The sequence below is a fragment of the Streptomyces sp. URMC 126 genome (assembly GCF_051386555.1).
Taxonomy (GTDB): domain Bacteria; phylum Actinomycetota; class Actinomycetes; order Streptomycetales; family Streptomycetaceae; genus Streptomyces.
This window is the reverse complement of the sequence record NZ_JBPQTX010000128.1, coordinates 1-18,514: the sequence shown is the minus strand read 5'-3', so window position 1 is coordinate 18,514 and position 18,514 is coordinate 1. Positions and strand designations below refer to the sequence as shown.

Annotated in this window: 15 protein-coding genes; 5 read left to right on the top strand and 10 right to left on the bottom strand. The window is 73.0% G+C overall.

Annotated features, from left to right (window positions below):
- Positions 1-33: 33 nt before the first annotated feature.
- On the top strand, positions 34-777 hold the full coding sequence (locus tag ACSNOK_RS17285) for a DUF5995 family protein (RefSeq protein WP_436781586.1): 744 nt from the start codon (positions 34-36) through the stop codon (positions 775-777).
- A gap of 40 nt (positions 778-817) precedes the next feature.
- Here ACSNOK_RS17285 and ACSNOK_RS17280 read toward each other — a convergent pair whose 3' ends face one another.
- The 3 genes from ACSNOK_RS17280 to ACSNOK_RS17270 form a co-directional block, all read right to left on the bottom strand.
- Positions 818-2,527, bottom strand: a complete 1,710-nt coding sequence (locus tag ACSNOK_RS17280; RefSeq protein WP_436781585.1) for a flavin monoamine oxidase family protein — start codon at positions 2,525-2,527, stop codon at positions 818-820.
- Between the two features lie 56 nt (positions 2,528-2,583).
- Positions 2,584-3,384 carry a carbon-nitrogen hydrolase family protein gene (locus tag ACSNOK_RS17275; RefSeq protein WP_436781584.1) on the bottom strand — a complete coding sequence of 267 codons (801 nt, stop codon included), beginning with the start codon at positions 3,382-3,384 and terminating at the stop codon, positions 2,584-2,586.
- Between the two features lie 2,182 nt (positions 3,385-5,566).
- Positions 5,567-5,992, bottom strand: a complete 426-nt coding sequence (locus ACSNOK_RS17270) for a MarR family winged helix-turn-helix transcriptional regulator (RefSeq protein WP_436781583.1) — start codon at positions 5,990-5,992, stop codon at positions 5,567-5,569.
- A gap of 310 nt (positions 5,993-6,302) precedes the next feature.
- Between ACSNOK_RS17270 and ACSNOK_RS17265 the strand changes: the two genes are divergently transcribed.
- Together ACSNOK_RS17265 and ACSNOK_RS17260 are read left to right on the top strand one after the other, a co-directional pair.
- The gene (locus ACSNOK_RS17265; RefSeq protein WP_436781582.1) at positions 6,303-6,788 is read left to right on the top strand and encodes a DUF2269 family protein; all 486 of its coding nucleotides are present in this window, start codon (positions 6,303-6,305) and stop codon (positions 6,786-6,788) included.
- Between the two features lie 51 nt (positions 6,789-6,839).
- Positions 6,840-7,679: an alpha/beta fold hydrolase gene (locus ACSNOK_RS17260; RefSeq protein WP_436781581.1), complete on the top strand. Its 840-nt coding sequence runs from the start codon at positions 6,840-6,842 to the stop codon at positions 7,677-7,679.
- A gap of 297 nt (positions 7,680-7,976) precedes the next feature.
- Here ACSNOK_RS17260 and ACSNOK_RS17255 read toward each other — a convergent pair whose 3' ends face one another.
- From ACSNOK_RS17255 to ACSNOK_RS17245, 3 genes are all read right to left on the bottom strand, one after another.
- On the bottom strand, positions 7,977-8,432 hold the full coding sequence (locus ACSNOK_RS17255; protein WP_004948618.1) for an Lrp/AsnC family transcriptional regulator: 456 nt from the start codon (positions 8,430-8,432) through the stop codon (positions 7,977-7,979).
- Positions 8,433-8,521: 89 nt separating this feature from the next.
- Entirely contained in the window at positions 8,522-10,099 is a 1,578-nt protein-coding gene (locus tag ACSNOK_RS17250; protein ID WP_436781580.1) for an amino acid permease, read from the bottom strand.
- A 364-nt stretch (positions 10,100-10,463) separates the two neighbouring features.
- Complete coding sequence (locus ACSNOK_RS17245; protein WP_436781579.1) at positions 10,464-11,906, bottom strand: GuaB1 family IMP dehydrogenase-related protein; 1,443 nt, start codon at positions 11,904-11,906, stop codon at positions 10,464-10,466.
- Between the two features lie 261 nt (positions 11,907-12,167).
- Between ACSNOK_RS17245 and ACSNOK_RS17240 the strand changes: the two genes are divergently transcribed.
- Positions 12,168-12,749, top strand: a complete 582-nt coding sequence (locus ACSNOK_RS17240; RefSeq protein ID WP_436781578.1) for a GNAT family N-acetyltransferase — start codon at positions 12,168-12,170, stop codon at positions 12,747-12,749.
- A 24-nt stretch (positions 12,750-12,773) separates the two neighbouring features.
- Here ACSNOK_RS17240 and ACSNOK_RS17235 read toward each other — a convergent pair whose 3' ends face one another.
- The 4 genes from ACSNOK_RS17235 to fmt all read right to left on the bottom strand — a co-directional run bounded on the left by ACSNOK_RS17235 (position 12,774) and on the right by fmt (position 17,676).
- A complete protein-coding gene (locus ACSNOK_RS17235) occupies positions 12,774-13,760 on the bottom strand; it encodes a sugar-binding transcriptional regulator (protein WP_436781577.1) in 987 nt (328 codons plus the stop codon).
- 150 nt (positions 13,761-13,910) lie between these two features.
- Positions 13,911-14,597, bottom strand: a complete 687-nt coding sequence (rpe, locus tag ACSNOK_RS17230; RefSeq protein WP_436781576.1) for a ribulose-phosphate 3-epimerase — start codon at positions 14,595-14,597, stop codon at positions 13,911-13,913.
- A gap of 654 nt (positions 14,598-15,251) precedes the next feature.
- Positions 15,252-16,691, bottom strand: a complete 1,440-nt coding sequence (locus ACSNOK_RS17225; RefSeq protein ID WP_436781575.1) for an RsmB/NOP family class I SAM-dependent RNA methyltransferase — start codon at positions 16,689-16,691, stop codon at positions 15,252-15,254.
- Between the two features lie 40 nt (positions 16,692-16,731).
- Positions 16,732-17,676 carry a methionyl-tRNA formyltransferase gene (gene fmt, locus ACSNOK_RS17220; RefSeq protein WP_436781574.1) on the bottom strand — a complete coding sequence of 315 codons (945 nt, stop codon included), beginning with the start codon at positions 17,674-17,676 and terminating at the stop codon, positions 16,732-16,734.
- A gap of 284 nt (positions 17,677-17,960) precedes the next feature.
- On the opposite strand from fmt, the gene ACSNOK_RS17215 reads away from it, so the two are divergent.
- A complete protein-coding gene (locus tag ACSNOK_RS17215) occupies positions 17,961-18,476 on the top strand; it encodes a hypothetical protein (RefSeq protein WP_436781573.1) in 516 nt (171 codons plus the stop codon).
- Positions 18,477-18,514 lie beyond the last annotated feature (38 nt).

Here is an 18,514-nt window from a genome sequence, read left to right as displayed (position 1 = left end):
TAAGAGACAACCCCCACGATCCCCGTGGTCCCCATGACCGCCATCGAGCGGGTGGTCGCCCGAATGCGGGCGCTGGCCGCCGAGTTGCCGTCCGAGGACGGGGTGGCGGTTTTCAACGGGGTGTATCTGGCGGTCACCGAGGAGATGGCGCGGCGGGTGCCGGACGGCGGGTTCCACGACCGCCTCGCCACCACCACGCTGGACGTGCTGTTCGCGAGCCGCTATCTGGACGCGGTCGACGAGGCGGCGGCCGGCCGAAGACCGCCGGCCTGCTGGCGCCCGCTGTTCCAGCTCCGCGGGCACCCCGCCGTGCGGCCGGTGCAGTTCGCGCTGGCGGGCATCAACGCCCATATCGGCCATGACCTGCCGCTCGCCCTCGCCGACACCTGCCACGGGCTGGGCGCCGAACCCAAGGACCTGGAGGGGGACTTCCACCGGGTCGGCGAGCTGCTGGTCTCCCTGGAGGAGCGGATCCGCGAGGCCCTGATGCCGGGCCCCGACCTGCTGGACGTGGCCGATCCGCTCACCCATCTGCTCGGCTCGTGGACGCTGGAGGCCGCGCGCGGGGCGGCGTGGGCGGCCTTCCGCACCCTGTGGGCGCTGCGCGAACGGCAAGGGACGGCGGCCGAGTTCGCCGAGCGGGTCGACGCGAGCGTGGGGCTGGTGGGCCGCTGTCTGCTGACCCCGCTGGGGTGCGGGGACGGCCGGGACGGCGGAAGCGCCCCGCGCGCCGGGCGAACGACGGCGGAGCGCTTCCCGGACGGAGAGAGGAGATGAGCCGGTTCTCCGGCCCGGGCCCCCTCTCCGCCCCGTCGGATCAGTCCTCGGGCAGCTCGACGGGAGCGATCTCGTCGTAGACGTCGCCCGGGCCGGGGTTGGTCGGGTCGGTGGCCCCGCCGAACTGGTGCATAACGCCCCAGACGGCGTTCAGCGCGGTCTGCACGGCACCCTCGGCCCAGCCGGCCGTCCAGGAGATGTCGTCGCCCGCGAGGAAGATGCCGCGCTTGTCCTCGGGGAGGCGGTCCTGCATGAAGTGGGTGAACAGCCGGCGCTGGTAGCGGTAGTGGCCGGGGAGGTTGGCCTTGAACGCGCCCATGAAGTAGGGCTCGTTCTCCCAGGAGATCGTCACCGGGTTGCCGATGATGTGCTTGCGGATGTCGACGCCGGGATAGATCTCGCCGAGCGACTTGAGCATGACCTCCAGGCGCTCGTTGGCGGAGAGCGGCAGCCACTTGAGGCTGTCGTCACACCAGGTGTAGGAGAGGCAGATCACGGCGGGCTTGTCCGGACCGTCGTCCAGCAGGTACGTACCGCGCGTCATCCGGTCGGTGAGCGTCATCGACATGACGTCCCGGCCCGACGCGTCCTTGTCCAGCCAGAACGGCCGGTCCACCGGCACGAACAGCTTGGAGGACTCCATGTAGTGGGTGCGCTCGACCGCCGTCCAGTGGTCGATCGGGAGGAGCGCGTCATCGCACTCGATCTTCGACAGCAGCATCCAGGACTGGGCGGTGAAGATCGCCGCGCGGTAGGTGCGGATGTCGCCGTTGGCGTCGGTGACCGTGATCCGGTTGCCCGCCGTGCGGTGCAGGCGGGTCACGGCCGGGCGGGGCGCGCCGTCGTGCAGCGAGGACAGCGAGGTGCCCTGCGGCCAGTGGACGATCTTCTCCGGCTCGCGCTCCCAGAGCCGGAGCGGGAGCTGCTGGCTGCCGCCGACGATGCCGCGGTGGTGGTCGTCCGCCTCGGTGTAGACGACGCGCAGGATCTCCAGGATGGAGTTGGGGAAGTCGGTGTCCCAGCCGCCGGTGCCGAAGCCGACCTGGCCGAAGATCTCCCGGTGGCGGAAGGACTTGAACGCCTCGGACTCGCAGAGGAAGCCGTAGAAGGTCTGGTTGTCGAGCTTCTCGACGAGCTTGGCCCAGATCTCGCGGATGCGGGGCACGTCGCGCTCACGCATGGCGCGGTTCATGTCGGAGAAGTCCGCGCCCTCCTCCAGGCAGGCGGCCCAGGCGGCGGCGACGTCACGGTAGACCTGCGGCAGGTCGTCGATGGTCTCCGCGTAGTGGCTCTCGCCCTTGAGGTCCACGACGGTGGAGGGGGTGCAGGGGGCGAGCGGGTTGGGGAACGGCTTGGTCTCCAGGTCCACCAGGTCGATGTAGTGCTGGAAGGCGGTGGAGGACGGGGGGAAGCGCATGGCGCCCATCTCGGCGGTCAGTCCCGCGTCCGCGCCCTCGGCGCAGCCGTCGAAGCCGACCGTGCGCAGCCGGCCGCCGATCTGGTCCGCCTCGTAGACGACGGGCTTGAGGCCCATCTTCATCAGCTCGTACGCCGCCACGATGCCCGAGAGCCCGCCGCCGATGACCGCGACCTCGGCGCCGTGCTCGGTGGCCGGTATCTGGCCCAGGCCGGCCGGGTGGGCCAGGTAATCGTCGTAGGCGAAGGGAAAGTCCGGCCCGAACATGGTGATCGGCGGCTCGTTCTGCTGGACCTGCTCGTCGTGGACGGCGGTGGGCACCGTGGACGTCATCGGCTGAACTCTCCTGCGTGCAAGGGGGGTGTGACGGTGAAGTGAGGGGGGCGGACTCAGACGAGCCGCGTGTAGAGCTCCGGCCTGCGGTCGGCCAGGTAGGTGTTCTCGGCGCGCGACCGGTGGAGCAGGGCGGGGTCGGCCTCGGCGACGAGCAGATCCTCGTCGGCGCCGGCCCGGGCGCGTACGGTCCCGTCCGGGGCGGCGAGACAGGACAGCCCGGCGAAGGCGAACTCGCCTTCCGTGCCGCACCGGTTGACATAGGCGATGTAGAGCTGGCTCTCCCAGGCGCGGGCCGGGACGACGGTCTGCGGCACGATCTCGTAGGGCCGCATCAGCGCGGTCGGCGTGAGCAGCAGCTCCGTGCCGGCGAGCGCGTGGGCCCGCACGGGCTCCGGGAACTCGACGTCGTAGCAGATCAGCAGCCCCAGCCGGACACCGTCGAGCTCCGCCTGCACCACCGCTTCCGTACCGGGCGTGAAGTACGTCGTCTCGTACGCGCCGAAGAGGTGGGTCTTGCGGTAGTGCGCGAGCGGGGTGCCCTGCGGACTCATGAGCTGAAGCGCGTTGTAGACGGCGGCGCCGTCCCGCTCCGGGTAGCCGTACCCGATGGCCAGCCCGTGCCGGGCGGCTATCTCGGCCACGGCCTGGGCTCCGGGGCCGTCGGCGGGTTCGGCGCGGTCGGGGACCAGGTCGCCGAGGGCGTAGCCGGTCAGGTAGAGCTCGTTGGTGAGCAGCAGCCGGGCGCCGGACTCCGCCGCGCGGCGGGCCGCGGCGTCCAGCGCGCCGAGGGAGGCGGCCGTCGAGGACGGAACGCCACAGGGCCCTTGGAACAGCGCGATACGCAGCGGCTTCATGTGTCCTCTTCGGGAGTGCGCGAAGTGCGGGGTGAGGGCGTTTCGATGAACTTTCGGCGGGATTCCGGTCAGGATTCCGTTAAACGCCTTGACGGTACGGCCCGGCGTCTCTGGGCGACAAGCTACGGATGTTGCGTCCTGCCGAGCGATTCGTTGCGCCTTTTCCCGCATAGGCGGCGATTCATTGCACGCCCCTCCCCCACCCCACCCCGACCCGAACCACGCGGCCCGTTCCCCCACACCGAACCCGACCGCACGCGCGGCCCCGCACGGCCCGAAACACAAGGCTCCACCTCCGCCGCATCAAGACCGACCGCACCCGAACAGACCGGGCCACGACCCGGCCGCCCCAAGCCGGCTTGGATCACGCGGCCCGTGCCCCCACGCCGAAACCGCCCACACGACCCGGCGCGCTGCCCGGAACGACGGAGATCGCACGGCCCCAGCCCCAGCGCGCCGAAACCGGCCGCATCTCCCGAGCGCGGATCGGAACACAAGGATCCGCTCCACCACATCGAGACCGACCGCGCTATCCACGGCCGGCCCCCGCCCGAACGAACCGGGCCCCGGCACGCGCTCCAGGCCGGCTTGGAGCGAGCGGCCTGATGCCGCGCACCGAAAACGGCCACACGACCCGGCGCGCAGCCCAGAGGGAGGGAGATCACACAGCCCCGATTCCAACAAGCCGAAACCGACCGCACGCCCCCAAGCACGGCCTCACGCGGCTCGAAACACGAGGATCCTCTCCATCGCGCAGTGACCGACCGCCCTATTCGTGGCCGGTCCCAGGAGCCGGCCTCCCGAACGGGTCGGGCCCGGTTCTCGGCCCGGTAGCGGCCCGGGCCGGGCCGGCTTGGACCACGCGGCACGTTCCCGACGCCGGAACCGACCGCACGCCCCCGATCGCAGGTCGGAACGCAAGGATCGACTCCGCCGCGTCAAGATCGGCTGCCCAGCTCGTGGCCGACCCCCGCCCGAACGGGCCGGGCCCCGGCTCGCGCTCCGGGCCGGCTTGGAGCGCGCGGCCTGATGCCACACGCCGAAACCGACCACACAACCCGGCACGCAGCCAAGGCGACGGAGATCGCACGGCTCCGGATCCACCGTTCCGAAGCTGGCTGAACGACCCCGAGCGCGGGCCCCGCGCGGCTCGAAACACCAGGGTCCACTCCCCCACGTCGAGACCGACCGCCCTACCCCCGCCCGAACGGGCCGGGCCCTGGCACGCGGCCGGTACCCGCCCGGCCTCCGCCTCGTAACCGAGCAGCCGCGACCATCCGATCTCCGACGCCACCCCGACCGTCGCGGAGCAGACTCCCCCGCCGCTCCGTCCGCCGAACCGGCCGCACCACCCCGAAGGCAGCCGCCATGAGGCGGCGACGCTCCCAGGCCCAGCGCTGCCCAAGACCGGCAACCCCCGAAAGCCAGTGGCGCCCTGGAGACACGTAGTACCCCGAAGTCCGGCTCTTTGTCGAAGTCCGGCGGTGCCCCGGAGACCGGTGGCGCCCTAAAGCCGGTGCTGCCGGCGGCCCTTCGAAGGCCGGTTGTGTCCGCAGCCTGGTGGTGCCACGAAGGCTGGTAATGCCCACAGACCGGTGGCGGTCCGGAGCCAGTGGCCCCTCGAAGGCCGGTGGCGCCCGAAAGCTGGTGTGTCCCAGAGATTGGTGACCCCCGAAGGGCCAGTGCTGCCCGGAGACCGGTGGCCTCTCGAAGACCGGTGGCGTCCCGCAGCCTGCCGGCACCCCACAGGCCGGCAGTAGGCAGGGGTCAGCGCAGCCCCAGAGACCGATGCTGCCGGCGGCCCGTCGAAGACCGGTGGTGTCCGCGGCCTAGTGGTGTCCCACAGGCTGGTGACCCCCGGAAGGCCGGTGCTGCCCGGAGGACGGTGGCCCCTCGAAGGCCGGTGGCGCCCGAAAGCTGGTGTGTCCCAGAGATTGGTGACCTCCGAAGGGCCGGTGCTGCCCGGAGACCGGTGGCCTCCCGAAGACCGGTGGCGTCCCGCAGCCTGCCGGCACCCCACAGGCCGGCAGTAGGCCGAGGTCAGCGCTGCTCCAGAGGCCGGTGGTGCCGGTGGTGTCTCGGTCGGCCGGGTCGACACCGGCCTACAGCGCGGCGGGGGCGCGAGCCCGAACCTCTCCCCGCGCCCCGCCCGCCCAGCGGGCGGCGGGCGGCGGGCGGCCGCTCAGCGGCCCGAAGCCGCCGCCGCGTTGCCCGCCATCCGCCCCAGCACCCGCGCCAGCACCGACCGCTCCTCGGCGGACAGCCCGGCCGTCAGCGGGCCCTCCAGCCCGGCGAGGACCCGCCGCATGTCGTCGAGCATCCGCCGGCCCCGCTCGGTGACCTGGAGCTCCGCCTTGCGCCCCCGCCCGGCGGGCGTCGTCCGCGCGACGGCGCCGGCCTCCTCCAGCCGGAGCACCGTGGCCTGCATGCTCTGCGCCGTCACGCCGGCGCGCCGCCCCAGTTCGCTGTAGGAGAGACCGGGCTCTCGGGCGAGGTGGCCGAGGGCGCCCATCATGCGCAGCGAGTATCCGTCCCGGGCGGACAGCACGCGGTGCGCCGCGTCCTCGACGAAGCGGCCGAGCCCGATGAGCATCAACGGCAGCGACATGCCCGGCGGCCCACCGGCCGGAGGCCCGCCGCCGCGAGGGTCACCGCCGGCCGGGCGTGCGCTAGGCCCGGGCCCCTCCGCGGCGGACGGCCCGCCCGGAGGCTCCGCGCGGACCGCTTCCCTCCGCTCGTCCCCGGCCATCACCATCACCTCTCGCCCGCATCACGTCCGCACTACCCGCCGGCCCTCACCCCCGGGGCCACTTCCGGCCACGCCGCCCAGGGATGCTAGCGTCTCACGATGTTTAAGCCAGACTGAAACCCTCGGCCGGCCGGTTCTGCCCGCCCGACCGCGATGGGAGCGGAAAGCCATGACGAAACTCCTGCTCAGCCTGCACGTGCTGGCAGCGATCCTGCTCATAGGTCCGGCGACCGTGGCCGCCAGCCTCTTCCCCCGCTTCGCGCGGCAGGCCCTGGCCCCGGACGGTGACCGCACCGAAAAGGGCACCTCGGCCCTGCGGATCCTCCACCGCATCACCCGGGTCTACTCGGCGATCTCGGTGACCGTTCCCGCCTTCGGTATGGCGACGGCCCAGCGGATGGGCGTCCTCGGCGACACCTGGCTGGTCGTCTCGATGGCACTGACGGCGGTGGCGGCGGTCCTGCTGGCGGTCGCGGTGTTCAGCCAGGACGCGATCATCGACGCGCTGGACCTCCAGGAAGCCGAGCCGGAGGCGGCTCCCAAGCTCGCCGCGGGCCTCCCCCGACTGTCGATGATCACCGGCCTGTTCGCGCTGACCTGGGCGATCGTCACGGTTCTGATGATCGTCCGGCCGGGTTCGACGACCGGGGCCTGATCCGGGCAAGATCGATTCCTCACGCTCGTTCACCCGACCGAGAGGGATCCCATGAGTGACTGGCAGCTGACGCGGACCTTCGCCGGCCCTTCCGGCGAGGTCCGCTGGGACCGCCTCGGGCAGCCGGACCGGCCGCCGGTCGTGCTGCTGCACGGCACCCCGTTCTCGTCCTTCGTCTGGCGGTCGGTGGCCCGCTCGCTCGCCCGCGACCACACGGTGTACGTCTGGGACATGCCCGGTTACGGGCAGTCGGAGAAGGCGACGGGCCAGGACGTCTCCCTGGCCGCCCAGGGCCGGGTCTTCACCGCGCTCCTCGACCACTGGGGGCTGGACGAACCACGGGTCGTGGCCCACGACTTCGGCGGCGCCGTCGCCCTCCGGGCCCACCTGCTGCACGCCGCCCGCTACCGGGCGCTCGCCCTCGTCGACCCGGTCGCGATGGCCCCGTGGGGCTCGCCGTTCTTCCGGCTCGTCGCCCGGCATTCCGACGTCTTCGCGCAGTTGCCGCCCGCCCTGCACGCCGCGCTGGTCCGCGAGTACATCGGGTCGGCCGGCGGCCCCGGCCTGCACCCCGCCGTCCTGGAGCGGCTCGCCGAGCCCTGGCTCGACGCGGCGGGACGGCCGGCCTTCTACCGCCAGATCGCCCAGGCCGACCAGCGGTACACCGACGAGATCCAGGCCCGCTACGGCGAGATCGCCATCCCGGTCACCGTGTGCTGGGGCACCGAGGACGCGTGGATCCCGGTGGAGAAGGGCCGCGAGCTGGCCGCCGCGATACCCGGCGCCTCCTTCGAACCGATCCCCGGCGCTGGCCACCTCGTACAGGAGGACGCTCCCGCCCAACTCACCACGATCCTGCACGAGTTCCTGCGCGGGACGACGGCTCCCTGACCCCGCTCCCTGGCCGAAAATCACCCTTCGCCCCGCGACTCGTGGTGCCGAAGTTCCGGAAGCGGCCTACTGAGGCAGCGCCTCGACCATACCGTCCCTCGTACGGGTGGCCGACGTGTGGGGAGCCGATGGGAAACCCGGGGCCACAGGGTCACTCGCCGACCAAGGCGACAACGGCCCGCGTCACCGACGGCCTGGCGATCCGGGCGGCCCGGAGCCACAGCGGCGGACGAAGAGAGGCACCCGGCTACTCGCGGGACCGGCCACAGCCCGCCCCGGCACCACCCGCACCGGGTGTCAGGAAGGCGCCCCGGAGCTGAAACGCCGCAGCAGCGGCGACAGGACGAGCACCGACTTGGTCCGTTCGACGAACGGCTCGCCGGCGATCCGCTCCAGCACCCGCTCGAAGTGCCGCATGTCGGAGGCGAAGATCTGGACGATGGCGTCGGCCTCACCGGTGACGGTCGAGGCGGACGCCACCTCGGGGTAGCGGGAGAGGCCGCGGTGGATCGCCTCGGGCGAGGTGTTGCGGCGGCAGTAGAGCTCGATGAAGCCCTCGGTCTCCCAGCCGAGGGCCCCCGGGTCCACCCGGACGGTGAACCCGGTGATGGCCCCCTCGGCACGCAGCCTGTCCACGCGCCGCTTCACCGCGGGCGCGGACAGGCCGACCTCGGCACCGATGTCGGCGTAGGAGCGCCGGGCGTCCTCGGCCAGGGCGTGCACGATACGTTCGTCGAGCTCGTTGAGTCGCACTGCGGGTGAATCACTTTTCTACGGGATCCTGCTCTTGCTACAGCAGTAGATCACGTATCCGGCGCACACCCCGACTCGTGGCGGCCGGGCTAGCCCTTGGCGGGCGCCTCGGCGGCGTCCGCCTCGGCCGGCCCGTCACCCGGTCCGTCACCCGGTCCGTCGTTCAGACGGGAGTGCCGCATGCCGTAGGCGAAGTAGATGAGGAACCCGACGGCCATCCAGATCCCGAAGACCTCCCACGTGACGGTGGGCAGCTTGTACATGAGGTAGAAGCAGAGCCCGAAGCCGATCACCGGGAAGATCAGGCCGAGCCGCAGCGACCGGCCGCCGCCGAACGGGACGCGGATCCCGGACAGCGGGACGGTGAAGCTGCGCTTCATGTCGGGCCGCTTCACGGCGAGGACGATGACGGCCACGTTGACCAGGGCGAACGCGAAGAGGGTGCCGATGCTGGTGGCGTCGGCGAGCTCGGCCAACGGGACGGCCGCGGCGAGGATGCCGCAGAAGGCGCAGGTGATGATCGTGTTGGCGACCGGCACGCCCTTCTTCGGGCTGACCTTGGCGAAGGTCTTGGGCACCAGGCCGTCGCGGGCCATCGCGAAGAGGATGCGGGTCTGGCCGTAGAGGACGGTCAGCACCACGCTGGCGATGGCGATGACGGCGCCGGCCGCCAGCAGCACGGCCCAGAAGCTCTGGCCGGTGACGTCCTCCATGATGCCCGCGAGCGCGGCCTCGGAGCCCTCGAAGTCCTGCCACGGCAGGGCGCCCACGGCGATCGCGGCGACGAGGACGTAGAGCGCGGTGACGATCAGCAGCGACAGCATGATCGCCTTGGGCAGGTCCTTCTTCGGGTTCTTGGCCTCCTCACCGGCGGTGGAGGCGGCGTCGAAGCCGATGTAGGAGAAGAACAGGCTGGCACCGGCGTTGCTGACGCCGGCCAGGCCGAGCGGCATGAACGGCGAGTAGTTGCCGGCCTTGATGCCGGTGAAGGCCACGGCGCAGAACAGCAGCAGGGCGACGATCTTCACGCCGACCATGATGGCGTTGGCGCGGGCGCTCTCCTTGGCGCCGCCGAGCAGGAACGCCATGCAGAGGAGCACGACGAGCAGGGCGGGGACGTTGAAGATGCCGCCGTCGCCGGGCGGGTTGGCCAGCGAGGCGGGGATGGTCACGCCGATGGTGCCGTCCAGCAGCTCGTTGAGGTACTGGCCCCAGCCGACGGCCACGGCCGCGACGGAGACGCCGTACTCCAGGATCAGGCACCAGCCGCAGATCCAGGCGACGATCTCGCCGAGCGTGGCGTAGGAGTACGAGTACGAGGAGCCGGAGACCGGGATGGTGCCGGCCAGCTCCGCGTAGGAGAGCGCGGAGAAGAGCGCGGTCAGGCCCGCGAGGACGAACGAGAGGACGACGGCGGGGCCGGCGTTCGGGACCGCGGTGCCGAGCACCACGAAGATGCCGGTGCCGAGGGTGGCGCCGATGCTGATCATGGTCAGCTGCCACATGCCGAGCGAGCGGCGCAGCGTGCCGCCCTCGCCCTGGCCGCCCTCGGCGACCAGGCGCTCGACCGGCTTGCGCCGCATCAGACGGGAACCGGTCCCGGCGGGCGGCTGCGGGGGGCGCTTGCCGTTGCCGGCGGCGGGGGGCGCTGTGTCTTGGTCCAGCACGGGGGTCGCTCCGTTCATCGCTGCCGGTGGAGCCACCGGTACCGCAAGCGGCCACCCGTCGGTTGCGTCGGCAGGGGGACGACCGAGAAAGGAGGGGGACCGCGAGCCAGCGGTACCCGCCACTCCACGTACTGCGCGGAACCCTACGAGGTGAGGGCCCGCGCTCGTAATGCACCATTCTTGCGCATGCCCGCACGATCGTTGCGTCTGCATGCCAAGAATGGGCATTCGTTGCAGGTCACCTTACGAATCGGTACATGTAGGCGTCAACCATGGCAGTCGGCGGACGGGTGGAAAACGACGAAAAGGGGCGCGGCCGGATCGGCCGCGCCCCTTTTTTATGGTTTCCGGGCTGCTGTCGGGATTACTGCCAGCTGGCGTGCAGCGGCTTGCCCTCCGCGTAACCGGCGGCGCTCTGGACGCCGACGACGGCCCGCTCGTGGAACTCCGCGAGGTTGCCCGCGCCCGCGTAGGTGCAGGACGAACGGACGCCCGCGATGATCGAGTCGATCAGGTCCTCGACGCCCGGACGGGTCGGGTCCAGGAACATCCGCGAGGTGGAGATGCCCTCCTCGAACAGGCCCTTGCGGGCGCGGTCGTAGGCCGACTCCTCGGAGGTGCGGTTGCGGACGGCACGGGCGGAGGCCATGCCGAAGCTCTCCTTGTACAGCCGGCCGTCGGCGGACTGCTGGAGGTCGCCCGGGGACTCGTAGGTGCCCGCGAACCAGGAGCCGATCATGACGTTGGACGCGCCGGCGGCCAGCGCCATCGCGACGTCGCGCGGGTGGCGGACGCCGCCGTCGGCCCAGACGTGCTTCCCGTACTTCTTCGCCTCGGCGGCGCACTCCAGCACCGCGGAGAACTGAGGGCGGCCCACGCCGGTCATCATGCGGGTGGTGCACATGGCGCCCGGGCCCACACCGACCTTGATGATGTCCGCGCCGGCCTCGATGAGGTCGCGCACGCCCTCGGCGGCGACGATGTTGCCCGCGACGATCGGGACCCGCGGGTCCAGCGCCCGGACGGCCTTGATCGCGGAGATCATCGACTCCTGGTGGCCGTGCGCGGTGTCCACCACGATGGTGTCCGCGCCGGCGTCCAGCAGCGCCTTGGCCTTGCCGGCCACGTCGCCGTTGATGCCCACGGCGGCGGCGATGCGCAGCTTGCCGTCGGCGTCGGTGGCCGGGGTGTACAGGGTGGCGCGCAGGGCGCCCTTGCGGGTGAGGATGCCCGCCAGCCTGCCGTCCTTGTCGACGGCGGGCGCCAGCTTGCGGTGGGCCGCGTCGAGCTGGTTGAAGGCCTCGCGCGGGTCGATGTCGGCGTCGAGGACCAGCAGTTCCTTGGACATGACCTCGGACAGCTGGGTGAAGCGGTCCACACCGGTCAGGTCGTGCTCGGTGACGACACCGACGGGCCGGTGGTCCGCGTCCACGACGACACCGGCGCCGTGCGCCCGCTTGGGCAGCAGCGACAGCGCGTCGGCGACGGTCTGGGTGGGGGCGAGGACGATGGGGGTGTCCAGCACGAGGTGCCGGCTCTTGACCCAGGTGATGACGTCGGTGACGACCTCGATCGGGATGTCCTGGGGGATGACCACGAGGCCGCCGCGGCGGGCGACGGTCTCCGCCATACGGCGGCCCGCGATGGCGGTCATGTTGGCGACCACGAGCGGGATGGTGGTGCCCGTACCGTCCGGGGCGGACAGGTCCACACCCTGACGGGAACCGACCGCGGACCGGCTCGGCACCATGAAGACGTCGTCGTACGTCAGATCGTACGGCGGCTTCTGATCGTTGAGGAAACGCATACTGGCTCTCTCACCTGCAGGAATAGAACTACGAAGCGGGTGGGGAGTCAGCTCGAACCAGCGCCGGATCGGGCTGAGGTTCCTGGACCCATCATCCACGATGTCGTGGGCTGTTGGCCAATGACTGTGAGATTTCGCGGCATTCCTGTGGATTCGGCCAGCCGGCCGCGGCGGGCCCTGTGGCTTCGGCCAACCCCGGGCCGGACCCCGGGCCGGACCCCGGCCGGACGGGCCGCCGGCCGGTCCCCGTACGGTGGCGCCATGGCGCAGCAGGAGATCATCTATCGTCCGTCCGGGCCGGAGGACGACGCGGCCGTGGCCGCCCTCGACGGCTCGTTCACCACCGACACCGTCTACGAGGTGACCGCCTCCCCGGACGGCTTCGCCCTCCGGCCCGTGCCCGTCGACCCGCCCGTCCACAAGGTGTTCCCCGACGACGAGCCGGACGACGACGAGGCCGGGGACGATGACGCCGCTAACGGTGACGCCGGGGACGGCGACGGCACCAGCCGCCGGTACGCCGCCTTCGACGGCGACGTGCTCTGCGGCTTCGTCACCACCGCGTACGAGCCGTGGAACCGCCGGCTGACCATCGAGGACATCGAGGTGGCCCCCGCGTACCGGGGACGGGGTGTCGGCCGCGCGCTGATGGAACGGGCCTTCGCGCACGCCCGGGAGTGCGGCGCGGGGCACGTGTGGCTGGAGGTGACGAACGCCAACGCTCCGGCCATCAGCGCCTATCTGCGCATGGGCTTCGCCTTCTGCGGCCTGGACACGTCCCTCTACACCGGAACGGCCTCCGAGGGCGAGATCGCGCTGTTCATGAGCCGCCCCTGCCCCTGACCGCCGGGCGCTCCCGGCGGCGGCTCAGACGTCCGGGTCGGCGCGCTCCAGCGCCGGCCGGGGCCCGGGAGCGGACTCCGTCAGCAGGTAGTCGGCCGCGGCCGTGTCCGTCACCAGGCTGGTGACCAGGCCCGACCGCAGGACGGCGCCGATCGCCGCCGCCTTGCGCGCGCCGCCCGCGATGGCCACGACCTCGGGGATGCGCCGGAGCCGGTCCGCCTCCACGGTGATGCAGCGTTCGCCCAGGTCGCGCCCGATCCGGCGGCCCTCGGCGTCGAAGAGGTGCGCCGACATCTCGGCGGCGGCGCCCAGCGACGCGTAGTGGGTGCGCTCCTCCTCCGACAGCATGTCGTAGACCGTGGAGATGCCCGGCTCCCAGGAGCCGATGGAGACCGCGGCGACGGTCACCTTGTCGAAGTAGTCGAAGGCCCGGGCGATCCCCGTCTGGCCGCGCAGGGCGGCGGCGGTCGCCGGGTCGGGGAGCAGCATCGGGGCGTAGATCGGGTGCGCCTCGCCGCCGGAGACCTGGGCCGCCCGGCGCACCGCCTCGACGGAGCCGCGCTCGGCGGTGCCCGCGTCGTAGACGCCGGTGAGCTGGACGACGGTGCAGGGCGGCAGCCGGTGCAGGGCCGCCGCCATGTGGATGGTGGACCGGCCCCAGGCGAGGCCGAGCACGTCGCCCTCGTTGACCAGCTCGCCGAGCAGCCCGGCGGCCACCTCGCCCAGGTTCTCGGGGTCGGGCGCGTCCTCGGCCGCGTCCGCCGGGGACTCGACGACGACCGCGTGCCGCAGGCCGTAGCGGGCGCGCAGCGCGTCGGAGCGCTCCGCGTCCAGCTCGGCGGGCACCCGGATCTCGATGCGCACCAGATCGCGTTCGAGCGCCGTCTCCAGCACCCGGGCCACCTTGAAGCGGCTCACGCCGAACTCCTCGGCGATCTGGATCTTGGACTTGCCCTCCAGATAGAAGCGGCGGGCCATGGCCGCCGCCTGCACGAGTTCGGCGGGCCCCATCGGCGTCACTGAACGGCCCGTCGACACCGCGTTCTCCTCACTGCTGCGTTCACCTTGTGGACTCGACCGTCACATCCTGTCAGAAAACGGCGGTCCCGATCTTCGTCCGGTGCCGTTCCCGGCCTTCCCGGGCCCCTCGGACCCGGTGGTTCAGTGCCCGCAGGCCCAGGGCGCGGCCGAGGTGGCCGTCTCCGCGAGCTCACGCAGTGAGCGTACGGCGGCCGCCGGGTCATCGGTACCGTAAACAGCCGAACCCGCGACGAACACATCGGCACCCGCCTCCGCGCAGCGCTCGATGGTCTCGGCCGAGACGCCGCCGTCCACCTGGAGCCACAGCTCCAGGCCGTGCCGGGAGATCAGCTCCCGGGTGCGGCGGATCTTGGGCAGCATGATGTCCAGGAACTTCTGCCCGCCGAAGCCCGGCTCGACGGTCATGATCAGGAGCATGTCGAGCTCGGGGAGCAGGTCCTCGTACGGCTCGATGGGCGTCGCGGGCTTGAGCGCCATCGACGCGCGCGCCCCCTTGGCCCGGATCTCCCGCGCCAGCCGGACGGGGGCCGCGGCGGCCTCCGCGTGGAAGGTCACGGACCCGGCGCCCGCCTCCACGTACTGCGGGGCCCAGCGGTCGGGGTCCTCGATCATCAGGTGGCAGTCCAGCGGCGTGGACGTGGCCCTGCTCAGCGACTCGACGACCGGCACCCCGAGCGTGAGGTTGGGGACGAAATGGTTGTCCATCACGTCGACGTGGAGCCAGTCGGCGCCCTTCACGGCCTGCGCCTCGTCGGCCAGGCGGGCGAAGTCCGCGCTCAGGATGCTGGGGTTGATCTGGACGGTCATGCCCCAAGCCTGCCATGCGGCGGCCGCCTGCCGGACAGCGAGGGTCGTCCTCGCGGACGGGCGGCGGCCGGTCGTCCCGACGGAGCCCGCCGGACGGCGACGTCCTCGCGGACGGCACGGCCCGGCACCGCCGGACGGGGAGACGGGGCCCCGCGGCGGCACCTGCGCCACTCCGGCCCACGGCCGACCGACTGCCCGAGGCGGGTCCCCGGCCGAGCGGCGGCCTCTTCAAGGACGGCACGATCCCGCACCGCCGGGCGAGGAGACGGGACCCCCGCAGACACCCCCTGGGCCCCGGCCCCTGTGCCGCCCCGGCCCGCGGCCGTCCGACTGCCCGAGGCGGGTCCCCGGCCGAGCGGCGGCCCCTCGCGGAAGGCACGGTCCGGCACCGCTCGCGGACCACCGCACGCCGGGTGACGCGGCTTCGGCAGCCTCGCCCACGCCGGGGGCACGTTCCGGACCGCCCCGCCGTGCGTACGGAGACGCGTGGAACTGGGACGCCCGGCTCGCCCCCGTGATGGACCGCCCCGCCGTGCGTACGGAGACGCGGACACCGCTCCCGGGGACGGTGTCGGGGGCCGGTTCGGGCGCCCGCTGCGGCCGCCGGTCCCGCCGGGCATCCGGTCGCGGGCCGGCGGGACAGGGGTCGGCCCCTCAGCCCCTGCGCCGCAGCAGCGCCAGGTACATCGCGTCCGTGCCGTGCAGGTGCGGCCACAGCTGGACGTCCGGTCCGTCGCCGAGCGCCGGGACGCCGGGCAGCAGCGGGCGGGCGTCGATCCACTCGACCTCGACGCCGTCGCGCTTGAGGACGTCCTGGACGACGGCCCGGGTCTCCGCCGGGTGCGGGGAGCAGGTCGCGTACCCGACGACGCCGCCGGTCCGCACGGACCGCAGGGCCTCGCGCAGCAGGTCGCGCTGGAGCGGACCGAAGCCGACCACGTCCTCCGCGCGCCGGCGCCAGCGGGCTTCCGGCCGGCGGCGCAGGGCGCCCAGGCCGGTGCAGGGGACGTCGACGAGGACGCGGTCGAAGGTGCCCTCGCGCCACGGCGGGCGGGTGCCGTCGGCGGTCACCACCTGGTACGGGCCGGGGTTGCCGGCCAGGGCGCGGCCGACCAGCCGGGCGCGGTGCGGCTGGCGCTCGGCGGCGACCAGGGCGGCACCCCGCTCCGCCGCCAGGGCGCCGAGCAGCGCGGCCTTGCCGCCGGGTCCCGCGCAGCCGTCCAGCCAGCGGCGGTCGGGGCCGTCCAGCGGGGCGGCGGCGAGGGCGAGGGCGACGAGCTGGCTGCCCTCGTCCTGGACGCCGGCCCGCCCCTCCCGGACGGCGTCGATGGCACCGGGCTCGCCGCCCTCGACCAGCCGGACGGCGTGCGGCGACCAGCGGCCGGGCAGGGCGCGGTCCTCGCCGAGCGCCGTCAGCAGCTCGGCGGTGGTGGCGCGGCCGGGCCGAGCGACGAGGGTGACGTCGGGCCGCTCGTTGTCGGCGTCGAGCAGGTCCTCGATGCCGGCGCGGCTCCCGCCGAGGGCGTCCCACAGCGCGGAGACGATCCAGCGCGGGTGGGAGTGGACGACGGCGAGGTGCTCCTCGGGGTCGTCCTCGTAGGGCGGGGCGACCCGCTCCAGCCAGCCGTCCAGGTCGTGCGCGGTGACCTTGCGCAGGACGGCGTTGACGAACTTCGCCCGGCCGTCACCGCAGACCACGCGGGCCAGTTCGACCGTGGCCGAGACCGCCGCGTGCGGCGGGATGCGGGTGCCGAGCAGCTGGTGGACGCCGAGGCTCAGCACGTCGAGCACCGGCGGGTCCACCTCGCGCAGCGGCCGGTCGACGCAGGCGGCGATGATCGCGTCGTACGTCCCCTGTCGGCGCAGCGTGCCGTAGACCAGCTCGGTGGCGAGGGCGGCGTCGCGGGCGTCGAAGCCCTCGTGCTTCTCGCGGGCCTTGCGGAGCAGCGGGGGGAGCACCAAATTCGCGTACGCGTCGCGCTCGTCGACGGCCCGCAGCGCCTCGAAGGCGAGGATCCGGACCGGGTCCTTCTTGGGCCGGCGGTGCGGCTTGGCAGGGCGGCCGTTCTTCCGACGAGGCGGCTGATCGTTCACGAAAGGTGCTCCGGAGCTGGGGGTGACGAAGAGGTCCAGCCTACGCGGCCGGGCCGTCCCCGAGCTTCTCGCCTGCGGCGATACGGACGCCGCGGGCCCAGTCGGCGGCCTGCATGGGCTTCTTGCCCTGCGGCCGGACCCACTGGAGCTCGACGGCGTGCGAGCCGGTGCCGACGTGGACGCTCTTCTTCCCGGCGGCGATCTCGCCGGGCGCGAGGTCCGTACGGTCCGGGGCGAGGGCCAGCGACATGACCTTCAGCCGCTCGCCGCGGAACACCGTCCACGCGCCGGGGGCGGGGGCGCAGCCGCGGACGACGCGGTCGCAGCGCAGGGCGGGGGCGGCCCAGTCGATCCGGGCGTCCTCGACGCTGATCTTGGGGGCCAGGGAGACGCCCTCGGCGGGCTGCGGGACGGCCTGGAGGGTGCCGTCCTCGATCCCGTCCATGGTCGCGGCGAGCAGCCCGCCGCCGGCGAGCGCGAGCCGGGTCAGCAGGTCACCGCTGGTGTCGGTGGGACGGATTCGCTCCGTGAGGACGCCGTACACGGGACCGGAGTCGAGCCCTTCCTCGATGAGGAAGGTGGAGGCGCCGGTGACCTCGTCACCGGCCATCACCGCGTGCTGCACGGGGGCGGCGCCGCGCCAGGCGGGGAGCAGGGAGAAGTGCAGGTTGACCCAGCCGTGCCGGGGGATCTCCAGGGCCGCCTTGGGCAGCAGCGCGCCGTAGGCGACGACCGGGCAGCAGTCGGGGGCGATCTCGCGGAGCCGGGCGAGGAAGTCCTCGTCGCGCGGCCGGTTCGGCTTGAGGACCTCGATGCCCGCCTCCTCGGCGCGCTCGGCGACCGGGCTGGCGACCATCCGCCGGCCGCGGCCGGCCGGGGCGTCCGGCCGGGTGACCACAGCCACGACCTCGTGGCGGTCCGAGGCGAGCAGGGCGTCGAGGGCGGGAACCGCGACCTCGGGGGTACCGGCGAAGACGAGCCTCATGGGTGGCGAACTACCTCTCACGCGCCGAGCGGAACGGCGCACAGTCTAGGGCGTGCGCGGGGGCACCGCCCCGTCGGCCCGAGCAGACGGGGAAGGGGCGTGCGGTCGGACGCACGCCCCATTCCGGCGGATGTGCGCCCCCATAGCGTGACCCGTCCGGCCTTGGCGCGTTGGGTCAAGAGAGATTGACCGACCGGCCGGGCCGCCACCGCGGTCCGCCGCGCACCGCTCGTCAACTCTCGTCCGTTTCCGCTCCGTTCACCGCCGGTCCGAGAGGCTTGTTGATGCCCGACCACGCAACTCATGACGCCCAGGCACGAGCCAGCCTGCATCTCCTGGTCCGGGACATCGAGCGGGTCCGCCGACAGGTGGACGCGCTGCGTACCCTGACCGCTCAGCTGGGCAATGTCTACCGTCCACGCCGCACGGGCCCCTCGGCGGGATTCGTCGTCTACGGCCGGGCACCCGCTCCGACGGTCCGGCTGGCCCAGGAACTGCGCGACAGCGTCGAGACGCTGGTGACGGCGGCCGTGGACTTCGACCGCTCGCTCGGCTTCTCGTGGGACGCGGTGGGGTCGGCGCTGGGCGTCACCAAGCAGGCGGTCCACCGCCGCTACGGCGCCCGCCGCGCCAACGGCCAGACCGCCACCGAGCCGGCCCCGGCTCCCGAGCAGGCCGCGACGGTCGGAGCCCCGCCGGTCCCGGTCGTCCCGGCGGCCCGCTCGGTCCCGGGCCAGCCAGCGGGCTCCCACCGCGAGGAACCCCGCCCCCCGGCCTTCCCGGGGCCGCGCAACGGGTGACCGACCGCCGCTACGGTGATCGCGGCCGACCCGGCGCT

Bases quoted from the DNA above. Each gene is read 5' to 3' on its own strand.
- ACSNOK_RS17285 (WP_436781586.1), top strand. From the start codon at position 34: ATGACCGCCATCGAGCGGGTGGTCGCCCGAATGCGGGCGCTGGCCGCC.
- ACSNOK_RS17280 (WP_436781585.1), bottom strand. From the start codon at position 2,527: ATGACGTCCACGGTGCCCACCGCCGTCCACGACGAGCAGGTCCAGCAG.
- ACSNOK_RS17275 (WP_436781584.1), bottom strand. From the start codon at position 3,384: ATGAAGCCGCTGCGTATCGCGCTGTTCCAAGGGCCCTGTGGCGTTCCG.
- ACSNOK_RS17270 (WP_436781583.1), bottom strand. From the start codon at position 5,992: ATGTCGCTGCCGTTGATGCTCATCGGGCTCGGCCGCTTCGTCGAGGAC.
- ACSNOK_RS17265 (WP_436781582.1), top strand. From the start codon at position 6,303: ATGACGAAACTCCTGCTCAGCCTGCACGTGCTGGCAGCGATCCTGCTC.
- ACSNOK_RS17260 (WP_436781581.1), top strand. From the start codon at position 6,840: ATGAGTGACTGGCAGCTGACGCGGACCTTCGCCGGCCCTTCCGGCGAG.
- ACSNOK_RS17245 (WP_436781579.1), bottom strand. From the start codon at position 11,906: ATGCGTTTCCTCAACGATCAGAAGCCGCCGTACGATCTGACGTACGAC.
- ACSNOK_RS17240 (WP_436781578.1), top strand. From the start codon at position 12,168: ATGGCGCAGCAGGAGATCATCTATCGTCCGTCCGGGCCGGAGGACGAC.
- ACSNOK_RS17235 (WP_436781577.1), bottom strand. From the start codon at position 13,760: ATGGGGCCCGCCGAACTCGTGCAGGCGGCGGCCATGGCCCGCCGCTTC.
- rpe (WP_436781576.1), bottom strand. From the start codon at position 14,597: ATGACCGTCCAGATCAACCCCAGCATCCTGAGCGCGGACTTCGCCCGC.
- fmt (WP_436781574.1), bottom strand. From the start codon at position 17,676: ATGAGGCTCGTCTTCGCCGGTACCCCCGAGGTCGCGGTTCCCGCCCTC.
- ACSNOK_RS17215 (WP_436781573.1), top strand. From the start codon at position 17,961: ATGCCCGACCACGCAACTCATGACGCCCAGGCACGAGCCAGCCTGCAT.